The organism is Pseudomonas sp. NPDC087626, from assembly GCF_044743405.1.
Classification (GTDB): Bacteria; Pseudomonadota; Gammaproteobacteria; order Pseudomonadales; family Pseudomonadaceae; genus Aquipseudomonas.
On the sequence record NZ_JBIUWJ010000009.1, the window covers coordinates 109,394 to 131,228 of the forward strand.

Genomic DNA, 21,835 nt, shown 5'->3' on the forward strand with positions numbered 1-21,835 from the left:
CTCAGAACTGAAAGTACAGGAAGGGCGAAAAGCTTTGCGCCGAGAGCTTCAGCACCGAGACGGCGAACAGCAGGAGCACGGCAGCGTGGAAGGCCACGGCGCCTATCCGCAGGCGCGCCACGGCGGCTGCGCTGTTGGCGTTGATCATCATGCCGTGGTCTTCGCTGGCGCGGTCCTTGGCTCCGCCGGCCAGCGGCTGGGCGTAGAACTGACGGATGCCGAAGATGGCCAGCACGACATAAGCCAGCACCAGGGTGGCGATCTGCAGGCTGGTGAGCTGAGCGTGGTTGAGCTCGGAGAGCCGCCAGTCGGCGAAGCTGAACATGGCAACGTACATGCGCCAGGCCACGTCGAGGTTCTCGGCGCGGAAAATCACCCAGCCGATCACCACCAGCATGAAGGTGAAGATCCACTTCAGCGGGTTGAGCACCCGTGGCGCGGCGTTCACGCCCCAGAAACGCTCAATGGCCAACCAGACGCCGTGCCAGGCGCCCCAGAGGATGTAGGTGAAGTTGGCGCCATGCCACAGACCGCCCAACAGCATGGTCAGGAACAGGTTGCGGTAGGTCTGGAAAGCGGTTCCGCGGTTGCCGCCCAGGCTGATGTACAGGTAGTCGCGCAGCCAGGTGGAAAGGCTGATGTGCCAGCGTCGCCAGAACTCGGTAATGGACTGGCTGATGTACGGCTGCTTGAAGTTTTCCATGAAGCGGAAGCCCATCATCAGGCCCAGGCCGATGGCCATGTCGCTGTACCCGGAAAAGTCGAAATACAGTTGCGCGGTATAGGCCAGCGCACCCAGCCAGGCGTCGCCCGTGGTGGGGTCGGAAAGCGCGAAGCAATGGTCGGCGATGGGCGCGATGCTGTCTGCGATGAAGACCTTCTTGATGAAGCCTTGCATGAAGCGCGTACAGCCCTCGGCGAACTTGTCCACCGTGTGGGTACGGTGGTTGAACTGGTCCACCAGGTCGCGAAAACGCAGTACCGGGCCGGCAATCAGGTGCGGGAAGATCGCCACAAAGGCGGCGAAGTCCACCAGGTTATGGGTGGCTGGGGTGTCGCCGCGGTAGACGTCGATGATGTAGCTGATGGACTCGAAGATGTAGAAAGAGATCCCGATCGGCAGCAGGATGTGCGTGAGCACAAAGGGCTCCATGCCGAACGAGGTGATGATGGCGTTGAGGCTGTCGACGCCGAAATTGGCGTACTTGAAATAGCCGAGTACGCCGAGGTCCACCACCACGCCGAGGAGCAGCCATTTCTGCGCAGTTTTCGTACGCACTCCGGCCGCGCCGATGCGCAGGCCAATCCAGTAGTTGAACACTGTCACGACAGCGAACAGCACCAGGAAGTCGATGCGCCACCAGGCATAGAAGATGTAGCTAGCGACCAGCAACAACAGGTTTCGATAGCGCGTTCCGACCAGGTAGTACAAGCCGAGGAAAATCGGCAGGAACAGGAACAGGAACACGTTGGAAGAAAAAACCACGCTCTCAATCTCCTTTTGAATGATCGTCGTTGCCCTAAGGAGTCCATGCGCCAGGTGCAGCCCGGCGCATGGCTCAATCAGGTCAATCGGCCTTGGCTTGCATCACGCTTGCGGGTTTGTCCGCCCTGCGGCAGATCTTCGCCTCGACCTGCAGCCCCGGGGGCATGTCTGCCGGCATATCGATTTCCAGGGAGAGCAGCGTCTGCCCCCCCCACTCGGCGTCCTCACGCAAGCGGAAAACAAAGCGGCCGTTCGACTCGACTTCCCGCGACCGGCTGATCAACAGGTTTTCCCTCGAGCCGCTCATGTACCAGACGGTACTGCGCAAATCGCTGATCTCGGGCTTGCTGAACTGGATCTCGACGACCGCGTCCTCACTGCGGATCGGCTTGACCCCAGTGTTGACCAGCACCTCGTTCTTGCCTGGCCGCAGGGTCAGCTTCTGGTCTATTTGCGCCGTTACATTCCGGCAACCGTTATCCAGCAGGGGCATGGCCTGGCGATAGAACGTCGCCATGGCCAGGTCGTAATAGCTGTTGACCTCCCAGATCAGTACCTTGGGCGGTTTGTCCTGGAAGTCCTGGGTGCCGAGGTACTGCAGCATGGCACTGTGGAAGCCCCCGCCTGTCACCGAGCGGTTATCCACGTCGACGTTGGCGTACTGTTTGAGGAAGCCGTCGAAGTTGTACTGTGCGGAACTGAAACTGGTGCCGACCAGCACCACGTCGGGCCGCTCGGTATCACCAAACAGCTCGGTGCTCTCTTCTTTGGGCTCGGTCACGGCGCGGGTGAAATATTCATTGGCGTACCCGCTGCCACAGATTTTGCCGAATGCCTGGTTGAGAGAGCCGGCCTTGTACAGGCTGCCCTCGGTGCGCGTGGCAAATTCCTTGCGCGCAATCCCCTCGAAGACCTTCGACTTCCTGAGCTCGGCGGCCAGCAATTGCGCGGTCAACTCAGCGCCTTGCGGCGTCCAGTGGTTATCGCGTTTGAAGAAAAATTTGCTGCGCACGTCGGCCGGCAGATCCAGCAGTGCGGTGAGATCCGGCACGCGAATACCCAGGCTGCGCAGGCGCTCGATGGTCGCCAGGTAATTGCTGCGCGACAGTTCGGCATTGAAGCTGCTGCGCTCCTGCGGGTTGAGCATTTCAGTGACGAGCAGGCCCCGCGGTGGCAGGTAGACCATCACCAGTTCCACGCCCCTGGCTTTCAATGCATCACGCAGATCTTCCAGCAACTTGAAACCTTCGGGCGTGGTGCCGATGTTGGTCATCAAGTCGATCTTGCTGCGAAACAGCCAATCTTCCTGCCCCTGCGCCAGTCGGCTGAAATCGCCCAGATCACCGGTGTAGCTGCTGTCCTGCAGCGCCTGCGGGCAGATCTGGCAGCAGCGCTCGATCTCGTAGACGGGCGCCTCGTCGGCCAGGCTCAGGGAACTGGTGAAGAGCGTCGCAACCGAGGCGCACGCCAGCCACCCTTGGGCTAAGCGGCCCATTGAACTCCGTTTCATTGTTTGTCACTCACTTGAAGTTGCGCCAACTTGTCGAGCGGCAGGACCAGCACGGCCTGCTTCTGTCGCACCAGCAGGTCGATGATTCGGCTCTGCTCCTTGGCAAGCGCACCGAATATGCCGATGCCGCTGGGCTGGGTCGGCATCAGCATTTCCACACCGTAGAGCTTCACGCTTTGCGGTGACACGACGGAGATGGCGCCCGACTGGTTACCGATCAGGCGACCGCCGACCACGGTCATGGAGAGGTTCATGTCGAAGGGATCGAGTATCAGGTCGCGGGGAGTGCCGACGAGGTCCTTGACGTGCCCGTAGATGCCGAGCAGACCGTTGGCCACTGCGAGGTTTTCATAGAGCCCGACATTGGCGCTGTTGCGCACACGAATGCCGTGCCGCGCGTTGTTGAACGCCCGGTTGCCCCACAACAGGTTGTCGCCGCTCTCGTAGATGGTGATGCCATCGGAGCCGTTGCGATAAACCTCGTTGTTGGCCAGCACGTTATTGACGCTGGAGCGGTCGACCACGATCCCGGAGAGGGTGTTCTCGTAGGAGCGGTTGTTGAAGATCCAGCTGTCATTCACCTCGCGGGAGACGATGATGCCGTGCTTCTCGCGGGTGCCATAGGCGGTGTTCTCGGCGATGATCAAGCGTCGCGAGCGGTCGTGCGGGTCGATACCGTAGACCAGGTTGTTGCGGTAGGTATTGCCCTTGAGTACCACGTCATAGGCTTCGTAGCAGTAGAAGCCGTACCACATGTCGTCGAACATCGAGTCAATCAGCCAGCCGCTGGGATGGTCGCGCTGCATGGTCGGATGCATCGCCGGGCTGTACTGGGAGATCGATACGCCATAGGACTTGCTCGCGGTGTAACCAAGACTCGAGACCACCGAGTTGACGATGTAGGTCTCGGTACCGCCCCAAGCGTTGAGGAAGGGGCGGAACTTGCCCTTCTTCTTGAACCAGTCCTGTTGGTTTTCCGTCTCGCTCCAGGCGGTAAGGCGGGTGTACATGATGAACAGCTTGCCGTCGTTGATCAGGAACGCGCCGCGCTCGCTGGATAGGCGCAAGTCGCGGGTTTCGGCACCAACGTGCAGGGTCGCGCCCTGGCTGACGACGATCGGCAGGCGAGCGATGTAGATACCCGGCTCGGTTTCCTCGAAATACTTCTTCGGCAGGCTGCGGGCGAGATCCTTGAGCGTGACATAACCACCCTCGATGAAAATCGCCTGGGGCATTTCACCCTGGCGCTTGACCCACTCACGCAGACGCTCGTCGCCACCGGTGAACTCCACCAATTGGTTCGGGCCGATCATGCGCTTGAGCACCACGTTGCCAGCGGGCTTGCGAACGATCCGGGCATTGGCCGCCTCGGCCGTATAGGGCGACAGATCGGGCAGCTTCGGCGGCTCGATCAGCAGCGACTCGACGGGAATGCTCGAGACCTGGTAAGCGGGTGCGGCGTCTTCCCCGGCCGGTGCCACGAGCGCCCACGCGAGGCTAGCCGCGAGGACCATGCCGGCGACCCAGCGGTGCCTGTTTCTTGTGTGTAAATACATAGCGTCCAACTCCATGGTCAGCTCGGCAGGCGGCATTCAGTAGCGCCAGACAAAATCAACGAATGCGCGGTGCATACTCGAATCCGTGCCTTTGCCGAAGGCATCGCCCGGAAAGAACAGCCCGCCCCGGAAGCGGACCAGCGCGGAGGATGCCTTCAGCCACTCCATCCCGGCCGGTATCTGCCCGCGGTTCAGGTAGCGCGTCACCACCAGGTCGACTTCCTGCCCGATATCTTTCTCGCCAGGCACCAACTGGGCCTTCAGGCCGCTGCTGCTGTCGGCCTGGTCATCCACCCGCCAGAAGCGGTGGTAAACCAGGCTGGCGTCGTAGTCCTCGGCCAACTGCCAGCCACTGAACACGCTGGCCGCCTGCAGGTTGTTCATCTCACCGCGATAGGCTTCGCCGAAGCGGTTGATGGCACTGCCGGTGCCGGTGAATTTGGAGCGGTTGCTCTCCAGCCCGGTCTGTTGGAACTGCTCGGAGTCGTCGCCGTCGGAGCCGCCGCTGGCACGCATGTAGGTGGTACCGACGCGCCAGTTCTGGTCGATGTTCCAGCGCAGGCCAAGGTCGACCGCCCAGGCATCGACATCCTGGCTGACCTGGCCGTTGGCCTGGCGCCGGCCGTTGACGGTGTTGGTGCGCAAGGTGTCGACATTACCGGTCAGCCACGTGGCGGCGACCCAGTAATTGAGCGGCAGGTTGCTGCGCTCGTTGTAGAAATCGCCATTGAGTTCAGCCCCCAACCAGGTGAGGTCGCCGGTCGTGGTCTTGCTCATCTGGTCCACCGACTCACCCACCCCCGGCAGGTTGCCGCCATCATCGCTGTGATGGAGCTTCACTCCGGCCCAGTGACCCGGCTGCCACTGCCAGGACAGGTCGGCGAGCAGGTGCAGGCGATCCTCGTCCTCGGGCGCCAGTTCATCCAGGTCCGTGCGGTAGTCACTGAAACGTTCGGCAATGCCGACGTGGGCACTGAGCAGGGTTGTCTCGAAATTCCAGCGCAAGGCTTCGATATTGCTGTCCCACCACAGGCCGTCGGCACTGCGGATCTTCTGCCGACCGAGTCGCAAGGACTCTCCCGGATAAGCGCTCAGACCGCCATAGTCGACCCAGAACTCGTGCATGGCGAGGAACTGGTCCTCTCGCTCGCGGGCGTCGTTGGGGTCGAAGGTGTCGGATTCGCTGGTGTCCGACTCGATGGTGTCGGTGGCGAGGAACGCCTCGCCGAGCGCGAAGGCGCTCCAGTCGCCCTGGCGGTTGTAGACCCAGGGCCGCACGCTGAGACCGACGCCATTGAAGTCGCCACCGTCGCGGGTACCCAGATCGAGGTCATCGATCGACTGCGCGGTGAGTTTGAGATTGGCGCCATAAGACAAGCCGGGTTGCGGCTGCGCCCCAAGGACGACGGAGCTGGCCAGCAATCCGGCCATGCAGGCCAGCGTGGTGACTGGACGGTATTTCGAAGTCATAGCACTTCCTGCGCTTGATCAGCTTGATTCCTGGCGGTGACCTGTTGGCCACCGCGAGCCTCGATTTCACGGGCCAGCAGGCTCTCCACCTGCTGGTAGTCCTGCGCTTGCAGCCTCGGCGCCAGGCGCTCCATCAGGACCTGCCCCTGGGCCACGCCCTGACGCGACGCGAGCGTGGCGAAGGTGTAGCTGTAGACGGCGTTGATCCGCACGCCCTTGCCCTCGCCAAACAGCTGGGCCAGCGCGATGTTGGCGCTCGGGTCGCCCGCACGGGCGGCAATCAGCAGATGCTCCAGCGCCTTTTCCGGCTCGATGTCGCCCAGCGCGCCATCCCGGTACAACCGGCCCAGCAGCAGGTGCGCTTTGAGGTGGCCGGGCGCGGCCTGTAGCAGGTACTGCTCCGCCGCCCGCGGATCGGCCGGTACGACTTGGCCCTTGAGGTACAGCTGCCCGAGCATCAGTGCCGCGCGGCTGGAACCCGCCTCGATACCCTTGTTCAGGTATCCGGTGAGTACGGCCCCATCCCCCAGGTCGGGGAAGCGCAGGACCAGTTCGGCCAAACCGCACCAGGCATCCGGGTAGGCCGGCGCAATACGCGTGTAGAGCACCTGGGCAGCCTTTGGATCAGCTTCGCCCAGGCTGCTGTCGGCCAGGACCTTGGCAACGCTCATCACACGTTCAGGCGACACCAGGCCGGCCTGGTAGGCCGAGTCCAGCCGCGCCAGCAACTGCTGCTGACGGTCTTTGTTGCCACGCCGCTGGAAGATCTCGGCCAGTTCGACATAGCATTCGCTGGCCTGGTCCAGCCAGCCCTCACAGATGGCTTCGATCTCGTCCAGCTTCTGCTCGTAGTTGCCGCGCACACGGTACAGAAGCACCTTGCCGAGCCGGGCTTCGCTGATGCCTTGCGCCTGCCATTGCTCCAGCTCGCGTTCCAGCTCGCCGCTGGCAAGCTTTTGCGGATCCTGCAGTTGCAGCTGCACTAGTGGCAGCAGTGCACTGTTGTCGCCGGCCGCCAGGCTCTGACGCAACAGCTGCTCGGCCTCCCGGCGCTCGGCAGGACTCGCCTGCGGCTTGCTCGCCAGCCATTTACCCAGCCGCGCTGGCGCCGCCGGAGAGCGATCGAGGGCCTGGCGGTACAGCGTCTCGCCCTGCATCCGCTGCTCGATCAAAGGACTGCGTATCAGCAGGTCGGCGAGACCGATCTGGGCCTCGACGTAACCTTCGCTGGCGAGGACGCGGTAATTCTGTTCCGCGGTCGCGAGGTCACCACTGCCCTTGGCCGTCTTGGCCAACTGCAGGTCGGGCAACGCCACGCAACCGGCCAGCAGACCGAGGCTGAGCGAGCTCAGCAGCCCGCATGCTAGTCCGGTGCTCTTCATTTTTCGAACACCAGGCTGTTCAGGCTGTTATTGGCGAAGAAGCCGTTCAACGGGCGAATGCGCACGTCCACCGGACGCTTGGCCAGATCGCTGGCAAGCGGCTCGTCTGGCTGGATGTGCACGCGGATGTCCGAAGCCAGGCCGCCGTCCTGCAGGGCGATGCTGGCGATCCGGCCGCTGCGTTCAGTGGTTTCGCCACCCACCAGGAAGGTCAACGGAGTGCCTGGTTGCAGCTTGTTGAAAGCGCGGTACGGGAAGCGTGCTTCGACGGTGGCGACGCTGTCCACCGGCGCCAGCATGAACACCGGAGTGCCCTTGGGCGCCACCTGGCCATCACCCACCAGTTGGCTGACCACTTTGCAGTCACAGGGGCTGGTCAGGGTGCCTTGGAAGCGTTTGTTGAAGAGGCGCTCCAGGTTGTCCGGGGTCATCTCCGATTCCGGCAGGGCGCCCTTCAGGGCATCCAGCATGTTCGCCGTAAAGGTGGCCACCGGCGCGCCCTTGCTGACCGTGCTACCAACGGTGACCAGGCTTTGCACAGTCCCTTCGCGCGGCATCGCGACCTGCGTGCCGGGCACGCTGACTTGGGCCGAGTCCGCGTGAGTAACAAAGTAGATGTCGTAGAACTGGTACAGCACGTAGGCGAAGGCGCCCAGGCCAACGACCAGGATCACCAGGGTTAAACTCATGGCGCGCAGGCGGCCGAGCAGGCTGAGCCTTTCATTGCCCTTGCCGCCACGGGCCTTGGTGAAGTTCTCGCGCTGGAGAATGCTGATCAGGCCACCGACATTCACCAACTCGCCGCCGATGAAGGAGCTGATGATGTAGCGCAGCGCCGACATCTCGCGCGGACGCAGGTTGTGAAATTCACAGCCAACGCGCTTGCCGCCAATGATGGACCGCACCTGGAATTCGACATCCATGGCGAAGCCGATGCCCTCCACTTTGAACATCAGCTTGCCGCGATAGAGTTTGCCCTCGACCACCGACTGGCTGCCCTGCTCGAAGCTGAAACCGCCAGCGGACAGGTCTATCAGTTCGACTTCCTGGACGCCCCCCTGCTGGCCTTGGAACCGGATCTTCGCCGGCAGCTTCAGGCGCGCATGCTGACGCTGCGCCTCGGACTCATGCACCATATTGGCGTTGCCCACCGGGCTGATCACTGCACTCATAATTTTTCTCCTTTCAAATTAGTAAGTTGAACCTGGCTTCAAGGTATTTGGGTCCTTTTCGCCGATCACACCACGAACATCAGCAGGGCAAGAAAGACGCTGCCCGCGGAGAAGGTCATCGCGCGCGAAGACCAGGTGTTGAACCAGCGCGAAAAGCTCGCCAGGTCGCGATTAAGCTTGGTGTTCTGCCGGGTCCAGGACTGCCGGTCGAGGCGGAAGAAGACGTACACCTTCACCAGCGCGCCCATGATCTGGTTGTAATAGAGGATCAGCGGATAAGCCGGCCCCACCTTGTGCCCCGAGGCCAGCAGCAGCAAAGTCAGCGCCAGGCGAGTGAGGCCGATCCACAGCAGGTACACCATCAAGAAGGCGAAGCCGTACTTGAGGCTGGCGATGATCGCCACGGTGGGCCCCAGCAGGCTGGTCCACATGGATACGCGCTGGTCGGCCAGCACCAGGCAGGTGAACCAGCCCAAACGATTCGGGCCAAGGCCCAGGGCACGGGAGTTCTGCCGCAGGTTGTTGCCGTACCAGCGGAACATCAGCTTGCGACTGGCCTTGATGAAGCTTTTTTCCGGCGGGTGCTCAACGGTGTTGATGGACGCGTCCGGCACATAGAAAGTGTCGTAGCCCAGGCGCATCAGGCTGTACCAACTGGACTTGTCGTCGCCAGTGAGGAAGCGGAAGCGGCCGAGGCGCCAGTGTTCCAGGTGGTCGGTCTCGACGTCAGCGATGAAGCCGGGATTGGTCACCACGCTGGTGCGGAATACCGACATGCGCCCGGTCATGGTCAGCACACGCTTGGAGAGCGCCATGGAGCACATGTTGAGGTGGCGCTGGGCGAAGCGCAGCTTGTGCCACTCGCTCATGATGTAGCTGCCGCGCACTTCGCAGAACTCGTTGGTGGTCAGGCCACCGACATTGGGGAAAAGCTTGAACCAGGGCACGGTTTTCTTCACTACGCCCTGCTCCAGTACGGTATCGCCATCGATCACCGCCACCACCGAATCGTCGTCAGGCAGGTGCCGGGAAATGGCGCGGAAGCCGTGGGCCAGGCCATCGCGCTTGCCGGTTCCGGCGATGCGCACGAAGTCCAGACTGACCCGCTGCGGTGGGTTCATCTGCCGCCACAGGCTCTCGATCAACAGTTCGTCCGAACGCTCAACGATGGAACACACCACGGTGGTCGGGTAGCCGCAGGCGATGGCCTCGCGGATCACCGATTGGTAGACCTGAGCGGTGGTTAGCGCTTCGATGCGAAAGCTGGTGACCAGCAGGAACACGTGGGACGGGGCCGCTTGCGCACCAAGCTGCCGCACTTTGCGCCGATACCAGGGGAACACCAGATAGAGGAAGATCATCCCCCGCACGAAATGCACGGCGCCCATGGAATAACGCCAGATGCCAATAACACCCAGCAGAAGAATGAAATCGACGGACTCCGGGTCGAATGTGCTGCGCGGCAGCAGCATTGCCATCCCCATGAGCGTGATTACCAGCAGTAACCACCCTGCGGCGGTGCGCAGGCGACTCTGAAAAACATCCATGTCTCGGACCTGTATGACTTATCAACAATATGGCAACAGGAGCGCCGTGCCTGTTGTCAGGGCGCCCCACGAGCATCACTGCAATGGCTCTACCAGCAGATACCCTCTAACCCGCCACCGCTGGACTGGCGCATAAACCCCACCAGGTCGAAGACCTTCTTGTCGGCGAAAGCCCGTTCTACCAGGGGCGCGAAGGCTTCATCGCCGTTGCCCAGGACGATCACGTCGGCATTGGCGACCACTTCGTCGAAATTGGATCGCAGCAACGACGAAACATGGGGAATCTTCGACTCGATGTAGTCGCGGTTGGCGCCGTGAACACGGGCATACTCGACGTTGCTGTCGTAGATGCTGAGGTCGAAGCCCTTGCCGATGAGCATCTCGGCCAGCTCCACCAGCGGGCTTTCACGCAGGTCGTCGGTACCGGCCTTGAAGGACAGCCCCAGCAGCGCGACCTTGCGCTTGTCGTAACTGGCGATGATGTCGAAAGCTTTGCGCACCTGCGCGGAGTTGCTGCGCATCAGCGACTCGATCAGCGGCGACTCGACGTCCAACTGGCCGGCGCGGTAGCTCAACGCGCGCACATCCTTGGGCAGGCAGGAGCCGCCGAAGGCGAAGCCCGGGCGCATGTAGTAACTGGACAGGTTGAGCTTGCGATCCTGGCAGATCACCTCCATCACCTCGCGGCCGTCGACGCCGACCGCCTTGGCGATGTTGCCGATCTCGTTGGCGAAGGTGACCTTGGCCGCGTGCCAGACGTTGCAGGTGTACTTGATCATCTCCGCGACTTCGATGGTCTTGCGGATGACCGGCGCATCCAGCTCGCGGTAGATCTCTTCCAGCAGGTCGCCAGAGGTGCTGTCCAGCTCGCCGATCACCGTCATCGCTGGAAAATCGTAGTCCTTGATCGCGGTGCTCTCGCGCAGGAACTCGGGGTTCACCGCCACGCCGAAGTCGACGCCGGCCTTGAGCCCGGAATACTGTTCCAGGGTCGGAATCACCACATTGCGCAGAGTGCCCGGTAGCACCGTGCTGCGTACCACTACCGTGTGACGGGTGGTCTTGAGCGGTAGAACCTGGCCGATCTGCCGGCACACCTCTTCGATGTAGGACACATCGAGGTCGCCGTTGCGCTTGCTCGGCGTCGGCGGTGCGAGGAAGGAAATATCGGTTTCGAGGACGGCCTCGCGAACATCCAGGGTGCCACGCAGCATGCCGCTGGCGACCCCTTGCTGCAGCAACTCTCCCAGACCCGGCTCGACAATGGGCGATTTGCCACTGTTGATCATATCGATCTTGAGAGCCTGAACATCGACCCCGATGATCTGATGCCCTCTTGCCGACAAGCATCCGGCACATACCGCGCCGACGTAACCCAGACCAAATATGCTGATTCGCATGCTACGAACGCTCCTTGCAACTTAAGGTCATGGAATGTCCCTATAACATTCCCATATCCACTTACAGGTAACTTGAATCCACGACCTGTAACCAGTAGGGCGGCAGCTATTGGCAGCGCCCTATATAAATCAACTTTAGAAACTTCAATATCTCTTGCGAAAACCCACGCGAAAGCAACTTGCCGTCATAACAAACAACGGCACTAGCAAGCACAAGACAGACGATAGAACAGTGAGTACAGCATTCCCAAAGCTACGAAACCCTTGGTCCGTAGCTCCAAGCCGGACACATGGTGAGCACTTGGACAACGCAAAGCAATAGTGCAATTAAAAATAAACCACAAATAATGATTTTGACTTAATGGCGCCAAAACAACGGCAGCAAGGGAATTGAATAATAAGACAAAGTTAGTTGTCAGCTTTATGACGACAATATATTTACGGCAGATAAACCGTTTAAGCGCTGCAAGTTTATCGCCATATTAATGACGACTAAAATATGACGCACGATGCTATTTTTATGGCGCCGCCCTTTCGTCAACCCTTCAAGGGCTCGCCTGCGACGTGAAATGCTCGGCTGTCGAGTTGATGCGCATCGCTGCAGGGCTGAGACAAGCCGCCAACGAGGCTGAGGCTTACAGGCTGCTCATTGTCCGGGCACAGACTTCTGTATCGGTGCTGGAATGCTCTCGTGCTTGCGACATACTAATCGGCAGCAACTTTTATACTTTCAGCCAATACCGGTAAATAGCTGTATCTGGTAATGCGGGGCGATTCAGGCAGGGCAATTAACGCCTTTCGATGCATACCAGGATGCTGATTAAGCACTTTGTTAACAGATAGGTAAGTGCTGCAGCGATTGAAGGCTCGAGCACGCTACGAACCTCCGAGACAGATGTCATTGTTCCCAAACGATTTTTATTATCTGCACTCATCTCTAAATCCCTTGGATCGTTTCCCGCCCAGACTCCAGACAGTTTTTCGCGGTACGTGGGAATGCCGCTATCGGCGCAGATACTTCGATCGACAACGTTGATAGGTGAGTCCGCGGACAGTACAAACCGCAGAATCGAGTATTCTCCCCCCGGCATTCCTTGCGGGAGCTAAATCGAATGCACGCACAGAATCAGGACCGAATTGAGTTGCGCGCCATAACTAATCTCGAAAGCCATCGCCAACGCGGTCTTGGTGCTGGTGACCATGAACATCTGCGCCACCAGCAACCGGCCATCCTCGAAAATGGCGGAGCTAAAATGCGAGGGAGCAACTGCTTCGCGTGGCCAGCGCCTCACTCAATCAGGCAGAGGTGCCGCGTAGCTGATAAGATGCGCGGCGTTATTACTCAAGAGGATTGTTTCATGGCCACTAACCGCTCCCAGCGTCTGCGTAAAAAGCTCTGTGTAGACGAGTTCCAGGAATTGGGCTTCGAGCTGAACCTGGACTTCAAGGAAGATTTGGCTGACGAGGCAATCGATGCATTCCTCGACGCGTTTTTGAAAGAAGCGATGGAAGCCAACGGCCTGGGCTATGTTGGCGGCGACGACTACGGTCTGGTTTGCCTGCAGAAGCGTGGCTCGGTTTCCGAAGAGCAGCGTGCTGCTGTTGAAGCCTGGCTCAAAGGCCGCAGCGAACTGACTGAAGTCACCGTCAGCCCGTTGCTGGACGTCTGGTACCCGGAAAAGCCGATCAATCCGGTAGCTTGATGTTCAAAGGGCCATCCATCGTGATGGCCCTTTTTGATTCTGGTTCAAGAAAAGAACCCTTATCGTCGATTTGAGTCCTCCCCCCCCCCCCGAAATCTCTCCCCTATTCAGCTCCCTCACTGTCCGTGATTAAGCATGGGGAACGATCCTCATAAGTAACTCTCTGGGCGCCCGCCTTGGTTCCGCTAAAAAAAATAGCCGATTAGCTCACCTGCTTGCGGCACAAAGCGCTATACCTTGGGCATAATGCCGACAATTTCGTGACCACTGAGGGAATTTATCTTCATGCCCTCATCTTTTTTCCCCTCGGCTGTAGGGTTTTATTTCATATGATCAGATCTTTGCGTCCATTGTTGCTGGCCGGCCTGCTTATCCCCCTGGCCTTTACCGTTTCTGCTGCACCCGTCAATACCGCCCTCACCCCCAACGTCGAAAAAGCCCTCAAGGCCAGCAAGCTGCCCGACAGTGCGCTGTCGCTGGTGATGATCCCCCTGAACGGCCCGGGCACCCCGACCGTGTTCAACGCCGACGTCTCGGTCAACCCGGCGTCCACCATGAAACTGGTGACGACCTACGCGGCCCTGGAAATGCTCGGCCCCAACCACCAGTGGAAAACCGAGTTCTACACCGACGGCACCCTCAGCGGCGGCATCCTGCGCGGCAACCTGTACCTCAAGGGCGGTGGCGACCCGAAACTGAACATGGAAAAACTCTGGTTGCTGATGCGCGATCTGCGGGCCAATGGCGTGCAGCAAGTCACCGGCGACCTGGTGCTGGACCGCAGCTTCTTCAATCAACCGCAATTGCCGCAGTTCAACGATGACGGCAATGACGACAACAAGCCGTTCCTGGTCAAGCCCGACGCGGCCATGGTCAACCTCAAGGCCCTGCGCTTCGTGGCCCGTAATGATTCGGGCCGGGTCCTGGTATCGGTCGAACCGCCGATTGCCAGCATCCGCATCGAAAACCAGGTCAAGGCCGTCAACTCCAAGCAGTGCGCCGGCGGCGTGCGCTACAACCCGGTAACCCAGGCCGACGGCAGCGTCACCGTGACCGTGGCCGGCCAACTGGGCGACGGCTGCAGCTCGCAGACCTACCTTTCGCTGCTCGACCACGCCACCTACACCGCCGGCGCCGTACGGGCGATCTGGCAGGAACTGGGCGGCAGCATCCAGGGCAAGGATCGCCAAGGCGCGGTGCCCAAGGACGCCAAGGTCCTGGCCCGGGCATTCTCCCCGGACCTGGCGGAGATCATCCGCGACATCAACAAATACAGTAACAACACCATGGCCCAGCAATTGTTCCTCAGCCTGGGCGCGAAATTCCGCACTGGCGCCGACAGCGACGACGCCATGGCTGCCCAACGGGTCGTACGTCAGTGGCTGGCGAAAAAAGGCATCACTGCGCCGCATCTGGTGATGGAGAACGGTTCCGGCCTGTCCCGTGCCGAGCGCGTCAGCGCCCGTGAGATGGCAAGCATGCTGCAGGCCGCCTGGAGAAGCCCGTACTCGGCCGAATTCGTCAGCTCGATGCCGATTGCCGGCATGGACGGCACCATGCGCAAACGCCTGAAAACCACGGCGATGCGCGGTGAAGCCCACGTCAAGACGGGCACCCTGAACACCGTCCGGGCGATTGCCGGCTTCAGCCGCGACAACAATGGCAACACCTGGGCCGTGGTCGCGATCCTCAACGACAAGGCGCCCTTTGGTGCTTCGTCGGTACTCGATCAAGTGTTGCTGGACCTGTATCGCCAGCCAAAACTGGCAGCCACCGCGTCGGTCCTCTAGGCCACGAGTAAAGGCTGCGCGCCGCAGGGTGCGCAGCCTTCGACAACTACGGCAACTCCTCGACCACCCGATCCCGGCCCGCCTGCTTGGCCGCATACACCCCTGAGTCGGCGCGCAGCAGCAAGGCATCGGCGCCCTCCCCCGGGCGCCAACTGGCAATCCCAAAACTGCCGGTCACCGTGCCCAGGCCGTCGATGGGCGTGGTGCGCAGGCTTTGCCAGAGTTCAACCGCCAAGTGATACGCATGCTGGCCGTCGGTGTCCGGGCACAGCACCATGAACTCCTCGCCCCCCAGGCGACAGAACACATCGGTACAGCGCAGACGATGGGCAATCCGCTGGCACACCGCCTGCAACACCCGGTCGCCCGCGGCATGGCCGTAGCGGTCGTTGATTCGCTTGAAGTGATCGATATCCAGCATGATCACCGCCAATTCACCATTGCCCCGCGACACCCGGGCCATTTCCAGGGTCAGGCGCTCCTGGAAGTAGCGCCGGTTGTGGATCCCGGTCAGGGCATCGGTCACCGACAGGGCCCGCAACTCCTCCTCGACTCGCTTCATGTCGGAAACGTCCGAGATGTAGCCATGCCACAGCACCCCACCACCGGGCAATTCTTCCGGCGTGGCTTCGCCCCTGACCCAGCGCAGGCCACGCACCGGCAGCAGCACCCGGTACTCTTCCCGCCAGGGGCTCAGCCGTTGCGAGGAAGTACGGATCGAGGCCCGAACCCGACTCACATCCAGCGGATGGATACGCTCGAAAATCACCTCGGCGTTCTCCAGCAACGCCTGCGGATCGAGCTCGTAGATATCGCGAATGCCGTCGCTGGCGTAGATCACACTGAAGCGCCCGTCCGCCGCCATCTTGAATTGATAGATGCCACCCGGTACGTGGGCGCTGAGTTTTTTCAGCAACAGGTCGCGTGCCGCCAGGGCTTCGTGCACACGCTTGCGCTCGGTGATGTCAATGCAGATCGCCAGGTGCCCGACCCACAACCCCAGGTCATCGAGCACTGCGGTGGCGAGCATGTTCACCAGCAGATGGCTGCCATCGCGGCGCACCAGCGTCCACTCCCGGGGCTCATGTGCGAGTTCCTTGGCGTCCGGCACCAGCATCGCCTGGCACGCCGGCACCGGCTTGCCATAGCGCAGGCTCAACTCGGCCGCTCGCTCTTCCAGTTCTCGGGGCAGATGCAGGCTTTCCAGGGTGACATGCCCCAGCACCTCGCTGCCGGGATAACCGAGCATGTGTTCGGCACCGGCGTTGAAGGTGGTGATCACGCCACGCAAGTCGGTGACAATCACCGCCACCTCGGTCGCGGCATCGAGCACTCCGCGCAATTGCGCGTGGGCTGCGCGCAATTCCTGCTCGCGGTCCCCCAGTTCCCGGGTGCGCTGCTCCACCAGGGACAAGGCGCGCTGGCGCTGGCTGACCAGGATATAGAGCAAGGCGCTGAGCAGCAGGCTCAACAACCCGCCCATGATCACCAGGCTGGTGATGGCCGAACGGTTGGCTTGCTCGAAGGCAGCGCTGGTGCGGACCTCCAGATCGTAGATGCGATCCCCCAGGCGCAAGAGCGAACGCTCGTGCAGCGGCTGGTGCGCCGGCGCGTTGGCCGACTGGTAGAGCCGCTCGGGCTGCTGGTCGAGGTTGCGCCCCGCGATCTCCACCACCAGGTTGTCCTGGTTCTGCTGGGTAAACCCGTCGGCCACCAACTGCCCGATACTGAGCACCGCCAGCACATACCCGCGCAACGCAGGACTGCCATCGGCAGTTGCGGCCTGGCGCATGACGGGCGCTGCCAGCAACACACCGCTGGCGAACTCGGCGGCGACACCTGGCAACTGCAGCGGTTGCGACACCACCATCACCCCCAGCTCGCGGGCCTTGTCCAGGGTTGCCTGGCGTGCGGGCTGGGCCAGCAAGTCCACGCCCAGGGGTGCGCCCTGGATGCCTGAAGTCTGCTTGTACAGCAGCGGAGCGTACTGGGCGCGCCACTGGGCCACGTGCGTGCCGCCTGCAGGATCGAGGTCGAGAATGGAAAAATCGTCGAGGCCTTGCTGTCGTACCTCGCGCTCGAAGGCCACGCGTTGGTCGCCGGCGATCAACGGCGCCCAGCCATAGGCCAGGGTGCGTTGCAACAAGGGATGGGTGTAGCCGTCGAACTCTTCGCGGGAAACCGCAGTGGAGTTGAGGAAAAAACGTCGCAGGCTATCGAGGCGCTGTTCCTGATCGGCGAAACGCTCGGCGATCCGGCTCTTGCGTTCACTGGCCAGCAACTGAAAACGCTGCGCCACCTGTTGCTGGTGGGCATTGAGGGCCGTCCAGGCGAGCAGGCCCGTGAGCACGCCACCGGCCAACAACGCCAGCAGTGCTACCAGCCAGGCCGAGACATCTTCATTGATGAAGCCCAGGATTTTTGGTCGTGCGGCATGCAACGGCATAAGCAAAACTCAAACGCCAGCGAGCTTCGGCGTCACCTGGGCCTTGTCTGAAGTTATAGCTATTCGCCATTAGCTTTGCCAGCCGAACACCCATAGAACCGAGACGCATCAAGGCTCTATGGGGCCCGTCGAACCTTAGCGCGCCATGATTTTCCAGGCGCGGTGGATCTTGCCGTTACGGGCAAAGTCCGGGTCGATGGTTTGCGCGGTTATTTCCTCGACGGCATAGCGCGCCGTGAGGTTGTCTTCGAGCTGGAACTTGCGGAAGTTGTTGGAGAAGTACAGCACCCCGCCCGGCGCCAGGCGCGCCATGGCCAGGTCGAGCAACTGCACGTGGTCACGCTGGACGTCGAAGATGCCTTCCATGCGCTTGGAGTTGGAGAAGGTCGGCGGATCGATGAAGATCATGTCGAACTCATCACGGTTGGCTTCCAGCCAGGCCATGACATCGCCCTGCTCCAGGCGGTTCTTGTCGGAGAAACCGTTGAGCGACAGGTTGCGGCGCGCCCAGTCCAGGTAGGTCTTGGACAGGTCGACGCTGGTGGTGCTGCGCGCGCCACCCTTGGCCGCATGCACGCTGGCGGTCGCGGTGTAGCAGTACAGGTTGAGGAAACGTTTGCCGGCCGCCTCTTTCTGGATGCGCATGCGCATTGGACGGTGATCGAGAAACAGCCCGGTGTCGAGGTAGTCGGTCAGGTTGACCAGCAGTTTGACCCCGCCTTCATTGACTTCGACAAATTTGCCCTGGGCACTCTGGCGCTCGTACTGCTTGGTACCGCTCTGGCGCTCGCGACGCTTGACCACCACACGGCTCTTGTCGATGTTCAAGGCCTGGGGAATGGCAGCCAGGGCATCGAACATCCGCGCCGAGGCTTTTTCCGGGTCGATCGACTTCGGTGCAGCGTATTCCTGCACATGCACCCAGTCGTGGTACAGGTCGATGGCCATCGAGTACTCAGGCATGTCGGCATCGTACACGCGGTAGCAGTCGATCCCTTCGCGCTTGACCCACTTGCCCAGGGCCTTGAGGTTCTTCTGCAGACGGTTGGCAAACATCTGCCCACCCTCGCTCAGGCGGGCCTGCTCGACCACGGGTGCCGGGGCCGGGGCGGGTTTGATCGGATTGCCATTCTTGTTGTACTGGCGCTCTTGCGGCTCGACCGGTGCCTGATCGTAGATCGCCTGTTCCCGCTCGGCCTGGCGCTGCTCGGGTGTCCGGCGCTCGCCGGTGACGAACTGGTCGGGCAGCACTTTGATCAGCAGCAGCTTGCACGGCAAAGCACCGTTCCAGAAGGCATATTGCTTGTGGCTGCGAATGCCCATGCGCTTGCCCAGGTCCGGCGCGCCGGTGAACACCGCCGCCTCCCAGTTCAAGCAGGCCTGGCGCAGGCGCTCGCCGAGGTTCTGGTAGAGGTAGAGCAGGCTCGCCTCGTCGCCCAGGCGCTCGCCGTACGGAGGGTTGCAGATCACCAGGCCTTTCTGGTTCTGGTCCGGGCGCGGCTCGAAGGTGGCCACTTCGCCCTGGTAGATCTTGATCCACTCGCTCAGGCCCGCACGCTCGACGTTGTTGCGACCTGGCTGGATCAGGCGTGGATCGGCTTCGTAACCGCGGATCCACAGCGGCGGCTTGGCCAGGCCGGCAGCGGCACGTGCGCTGGCTTCTTCATGGAGTTTTTTCCACAGCGCCGGCACGTGGCCGAGCCAGGCAGTGAAGCCCCATTGCTCACGACGCAGGTTGGGTGCCATGTCAGCGGCAATCATCGCCGCCTCGACCAGGAAGGTACCGACACCGCACATCGGGTCAGCGAGGGCGCCGCCCTCGGCTGCAATGCGTGGCCAGCCGGAACGGATCAGGATCGCCGCCGCGAGGTTTTCCTTCAGCGGGGCCGCACCTTGCTGCAGGCGATAGCCGCGCTGGTGCAGGCTGTGCCCGGACAGGTCCAGGGACAGGATCGCTTCGCCACGGTCCAGGCGCAGGTGAATGCGCAGGTCCGGGTTGAGCTTGTCGATCGACGGACGTTCGCCCGTTGGCGTGCGCAGTTTGTCGACAATCGCATCCTTGACCTTCAGGGCGCCGAAGTGGGTGTTGTCGATGCCTGAACCGTGGCCGCTGAATTCCACCGCCAGGGTGCCATCCGCCAGCATGTGGTCTTGCCACTCGATATCCAGCACGCCGTGGTAGAGGTCTTCGGCGTCCTTCATCGCGAAGCGCTTGAGGACAAACAGCACGCGGTTTGCCAGGCGCGACCACAGGCACAGGCGATAAGCGGTTTCCATGGTGGCCATGCCGCGCACAGCCGAGGTGTGCTCGCGCGCTTCCTCAAGGCCAAGCCCGACGGCTTCCTCGATGAGCAGGCCTTCAAGGCCTTTTGGGCAAGTGAGGAAGAGTTCGTAACGATCCGACATGGGAATTCCAGGGCCTTTAGCAATAAGTGAACGGGCAACGCATTGACCGCTCGGTTTTCAATCAAGCGCTTTTCTAAAAGAGCGCTCGCGTGGCACGAAGGTGTGCCGTCCCACCCTGGCGGCTATTCCAGCCAACCGGCTGGAATGAGCTTAGATGCCCGGGCAGATAAAAAATTCGATGCAACAAAATGTCATAACTCGACCCTTCGTCGAATAGTAACTGAGTGCATCGGTTGGACATGAGGCTGGAAGCATTAGCCTCATCATTCTTTGAGAGCCTGATCATAGCGGGGTTTGGCCAACCACCCGGCAAAACCCTCGATGTTTCTTATGGCCTTAACATCTTTATCGTTACGTCCTTATGACAAAACGATCATTCCCTCGATGTGACGCATTGGTTAGAACTCAACACAGGTTGACGCCGCAATGACGTCAACACCTTGGCTCGCCACGCCGGCAGCGAGCCGCCATTGGCAGAGCGTTTTCTGCCTGACCTCGATAGAGGTCGACGCGACACATACAGTCAACAAGTGAGGGAAACACCCTATGAGAAGACTTAAGCGTGATCCGTTGGAAAGAGCATTTTTGCGCGGATATCAATATGGCGTTGGTGGCAAATCCCGTGAGCTTTGCCCATTTACTCTACCGTCGGTACGCCAAGCCTGGATTAACGGCTGGCGAGAAGGACGCGGCGACAACTGGGACGGTATGACCGGCACTGCGGGAATCCATAGACTCAACGAACTTCACGCCGTCGGCTAAACAGGGCACACACTCCGACACGACAACTTGATTACGTAACGACTTAACCATGCACGTCCTCTCCGGACGGCGGGCTTCGGCCCAGGGGCTCCCTTGAGGGGCCCTTTTTTATTGCTGTCTGTAGCAGCTGGCGCAGCCTGCGTTCGGCGCGGTATTAGCGCAAAGCAGCGATGGCGTCGACCGATTCACGGATCAGCGCCGGGCCCTTGTAGATGAAGCCCGAGTAGATCTGCACCAGGCTGGCACCCGCGGCGATTTTCTCAGCCGCGTGCCGTCCTTCGGTAATCCCGCCCGCCGCGATGATCGGCAAGCGCCCAGCCAGTTCCGCCGCCAACACCTTGACCGTGTGAGTGCTCTTCTCGCGCACCGGAGCGCCCGACAGGCCGCCCATCTCGTCACCGTGTTCCATGCCTTCGACGCCCACGCGGCTCAGGGTGGTGTTGGTGGCGATGACCGCGTCCATGCCGGTTTCGATCAGCGCCTGCGCCACCTGCGCGGTTTCTTCGTCCGTCATGTCCGGGGCGATCTTGATCGCCAGGGGTACATGCTTGCCGTGTCGCAGGGCCAACTCGGCGCGGCGCGTGGCCAGGTCGGCCAGCAGTTGCTTGAGCGAATCACCGAACTGCAGGCTGCGCAGCCCCGGGGTATTGGGGGAGCTGACGTTGACCGTGACATAACTGGCGTGGGCGTAGACCTTGTCCAGGCAGATCAGGTAATCGTCGACCGCACGCTCGACCGGGGTATCGAAGTTCTTGCCGATGTTGATCCCCAGCACGCCCTTGTACTTGGCCGCCGCGACCCGGGCCAGCAAATGATCGACGCCGAGGTTGTTGAACCCCATGCGATTGATGATCGCCTCGGCTTGCGGCAAGCGGAAAATCCGTGGTTTGGGATTTCCCGGTTGCGGGCGCGGGGTGATGGTGCCGATTTCGACAAAACCAAAACCGAGTTGGGCAAAGCCGTCGATGGCCGCGCCGTTCTTGTCCAGGCCTGCAGCCAGGCCGACCGGGTTGGGGAAGTCCAGGCCCATGACATTCACCGGCACATGGGCCGGCGCCTTGCACAGCAAGCCGTTCAGGCCCAGGCGTCCGCCCGCGCCGATCAAGTCCAGGGACAGATCGTGGGAGGTTTCCGGGGAGAGTTTGAACAGCAGTTGGCGGGCCAGGGTATACATGGGCGGGCTTGACTCGGTCGGCGGCGAAATA

14 protein-coding genes are annotated in these 21,835 nt (G+C 61.2%); 3 read left to right on the forward strand and 11 right to left on the reverse strand.

The features are described from left to right. Position 1: 1 nt before the first annotated feature. The 8 genes from ACIOVD_RS10060 to ACIOVD_RS10095 form a co-directional block, all read right to left on the reverse strand. Positions 2 to 1,486 (reverse strand): MBOAT family O-acyltransferase, encoded by a 1,485-nt coding sequence (locus tag ACIOVD_RS10060; RefSeq protein ID WP_401127396.1) that lies wholly within the window; start codon positions 1,484 to 1,486, stop codon positions 2 to 4. 82 nt (positions 1,487 to 1,568) lie between these two features. Then, positions 1,569 to 2,981 carry an alginate O-acetyltransferase gene (locus ACIOVD_RS10065; protein ID WP_401127398.1) on the reverse strand — a complete coding sequence of 471 codons (1,413 nt, stop codon included), beginning with the start codon at positions 2,979 to 2,981 and terminating at the stop codon, positions 1,569 to 1,571. 11 nt (positions 2,982 to 2,992) lie between these two features. Then, positions 2,993 to 4,552, reverse strand: a complete 1,560-nt coding sequence (gene algG / locus ACIOVD_RS10070; RefSeq protein ID WP_095165645.1) for a mannuronan 5-epimerase AlgG — start codon at positions 4,550 to 4,552, stop codon at positions 2,993 to 2,995. Between the two features lie 36 nt (positions 4,553 to 4,588). Then, a complete protein-coding gene (locus ACIOVD_RS10075) occupies positions 4,589 to 6,022 on the reverse strand; it encodes an alginate export family protein (protein WP_218274097.1) in 1,434 nt (477 codons plus the stop codon). After that, positions 6,019 to 7,404, reverse strand: a complete 1,386-nt coding sequence (locus ACIOVD_RS10080; RefSeq protein WP_095081204.1) for an SEL1-like repeat protein — start codon at positions 7,402 to 7,404, stop codon at positions 6,019 to 6,021. The genes ACIOVD_RS10075 and ACIOVD_RS10080 overlap by 4 nt, the downstream gene beginning before the upstream one ends. Then, positions 7,401 to 8,576, reverse strand: coding sequence for a PilZ domain-containing protein (locus ACIOVD_RS10085; protein ID WP_401127401.1), 1,176 nt, complete (start codon positions 8,574 to 8,576; stop codon positions 7,401 to 7,403). Before ACIOVD_RS10085 ends, ACIOVD_RS10080 begins: the two co-directional genes overlap by 4 nt. Positions 8,577 to 8,641: 65 nt before the next feature. After that, on the reverse strand, positions 8,642 to 10,123 hold the full coding sequence (locus tag ACIOVD_RS10090; RefSeq protein ID WP_401127403.1) for a glycosyltransferase family 2 protein: 1,482 nt from the start codon (positions 10,121 to 10,123) through the stop codon (positions 8,642 to 8,644). An 89-nt stretch (positions 10,124 to 10,212) separates the two neighbouring features. After that, the gene (locus tag ACIOVD_RS10095) at positions 10,213 to 11,523 is read right to left on the reverse strand and encodes a nucleotide sugar dehydrogenase (RefSeq protein ID WP_095081201.1); all 1,311 of its coding nucleotides are present in this window, start codon (positions 11,521 to 11,523) and stop codon (positions 10,213 to 10,215) included. Between the two features lie 1,358 nt (positions 11,524 to 12,881). Between ACIOVD_RS10095 and ACIOVD_RS10100 the strand changes: the two genes are divergently transcribed. Continuing rightward, entirely contained in the window at positions 12,882 to 13,226 is a 345-nt protein-coding gene (locus tag ACIOVD_RS10100) for a YggL family protein (protein ID WP_095165457.1), read from the forward strand. Between the two features lie 329 nt (positions 13,227 to 13,555). Then, complete coding sequence (gene dacB / locus ACIOVD_RS10105; protein ID WP_095165459.1) at positions 13,556 to 15,016, forward strand: D-alanyl-D-alanine carboxypeptidase/D-alanyl-D-alanine-endopeptidase; 1,461 nt, start codon at positions 13,556 to 13,558, stop codon at positions 15,014 to 15,016. 46 nt (positions 15,017 to 15,062) lie between these two features. On the opposite strand, the gene ACIOVD_RS10110 is transcribed toward dacB, so the two are convergent. Together ACIOVD_RS10110 and rlmKL are read right to left on the reverse strand one after the other, a co-directional pair. Beyond that, positions 15,063 to 17,462 carry a diguanylate cyclase gene (locus tag ACIOVD_RS10110; RefSeq protein ID WP_401127406.1) on the reverse strand — a complete coding sequence of 800 codons (2,400 nt, stop codon included), beginning with the start codon at positions 17,460 to 17,462 and terminating at the stop codon, positions 15,063 to 15,065. Between the two features lie 135 nt (positions 17,463 to 17,597). Next, the gene (rlmKL, locus tag ACIOVD_RS10115) at positions 17,598 to 19,868 is read right to left on the reverse strand and encodes a bifunctional 23S rRNA (guanine(2069)-N(7))-methyltransferase RlmK/23S rRNA (guanine(2445)-N(2))-methyltransferase RlmL (RefSeq protein ID WP_095165463.1); all 2,271 of its coding nucleotides are present in this window, start codon (positions 19,866 to 19,868) and stop codon (positions 17,598 to 17,600) included. A gap of 546 nt (positions 19,869 to 20,414) precedes the next feature. Here rlmKL and rmf point away from each other — a divergent pair. Next, complete coding sequence (gene rmf, locus ACIOVD_RS10120; protein ID WP_003223300.1) at positions 20,415 to 20,630, forward strand: ribosome modulation factor; 216 nt, start codon at positions 20,415 to 20,417, stop codon at positions 20,628 to 20,630. Positions 20,631 to 20,784: 154 nt separating this feature from the next. Here the strand turns inward: rmf and ACIOVD_RS10125 are convergent, their stop codons facing one another. Further along, positions 20,785 to 21,804 (reverse strand): quinone-dependent dihydroorotate dehydrogenase, encoded by a 1,020-nt coding sequence (locus ACIOVD_RS10125; protein WP_095165464.1) that lies wholly within the window; start codon positions 21,802 to 21,804, stop codon positions 20,785 to 20,787. Positions 21,805 to 21,835 lie beyond the last annotated feature (31 nt).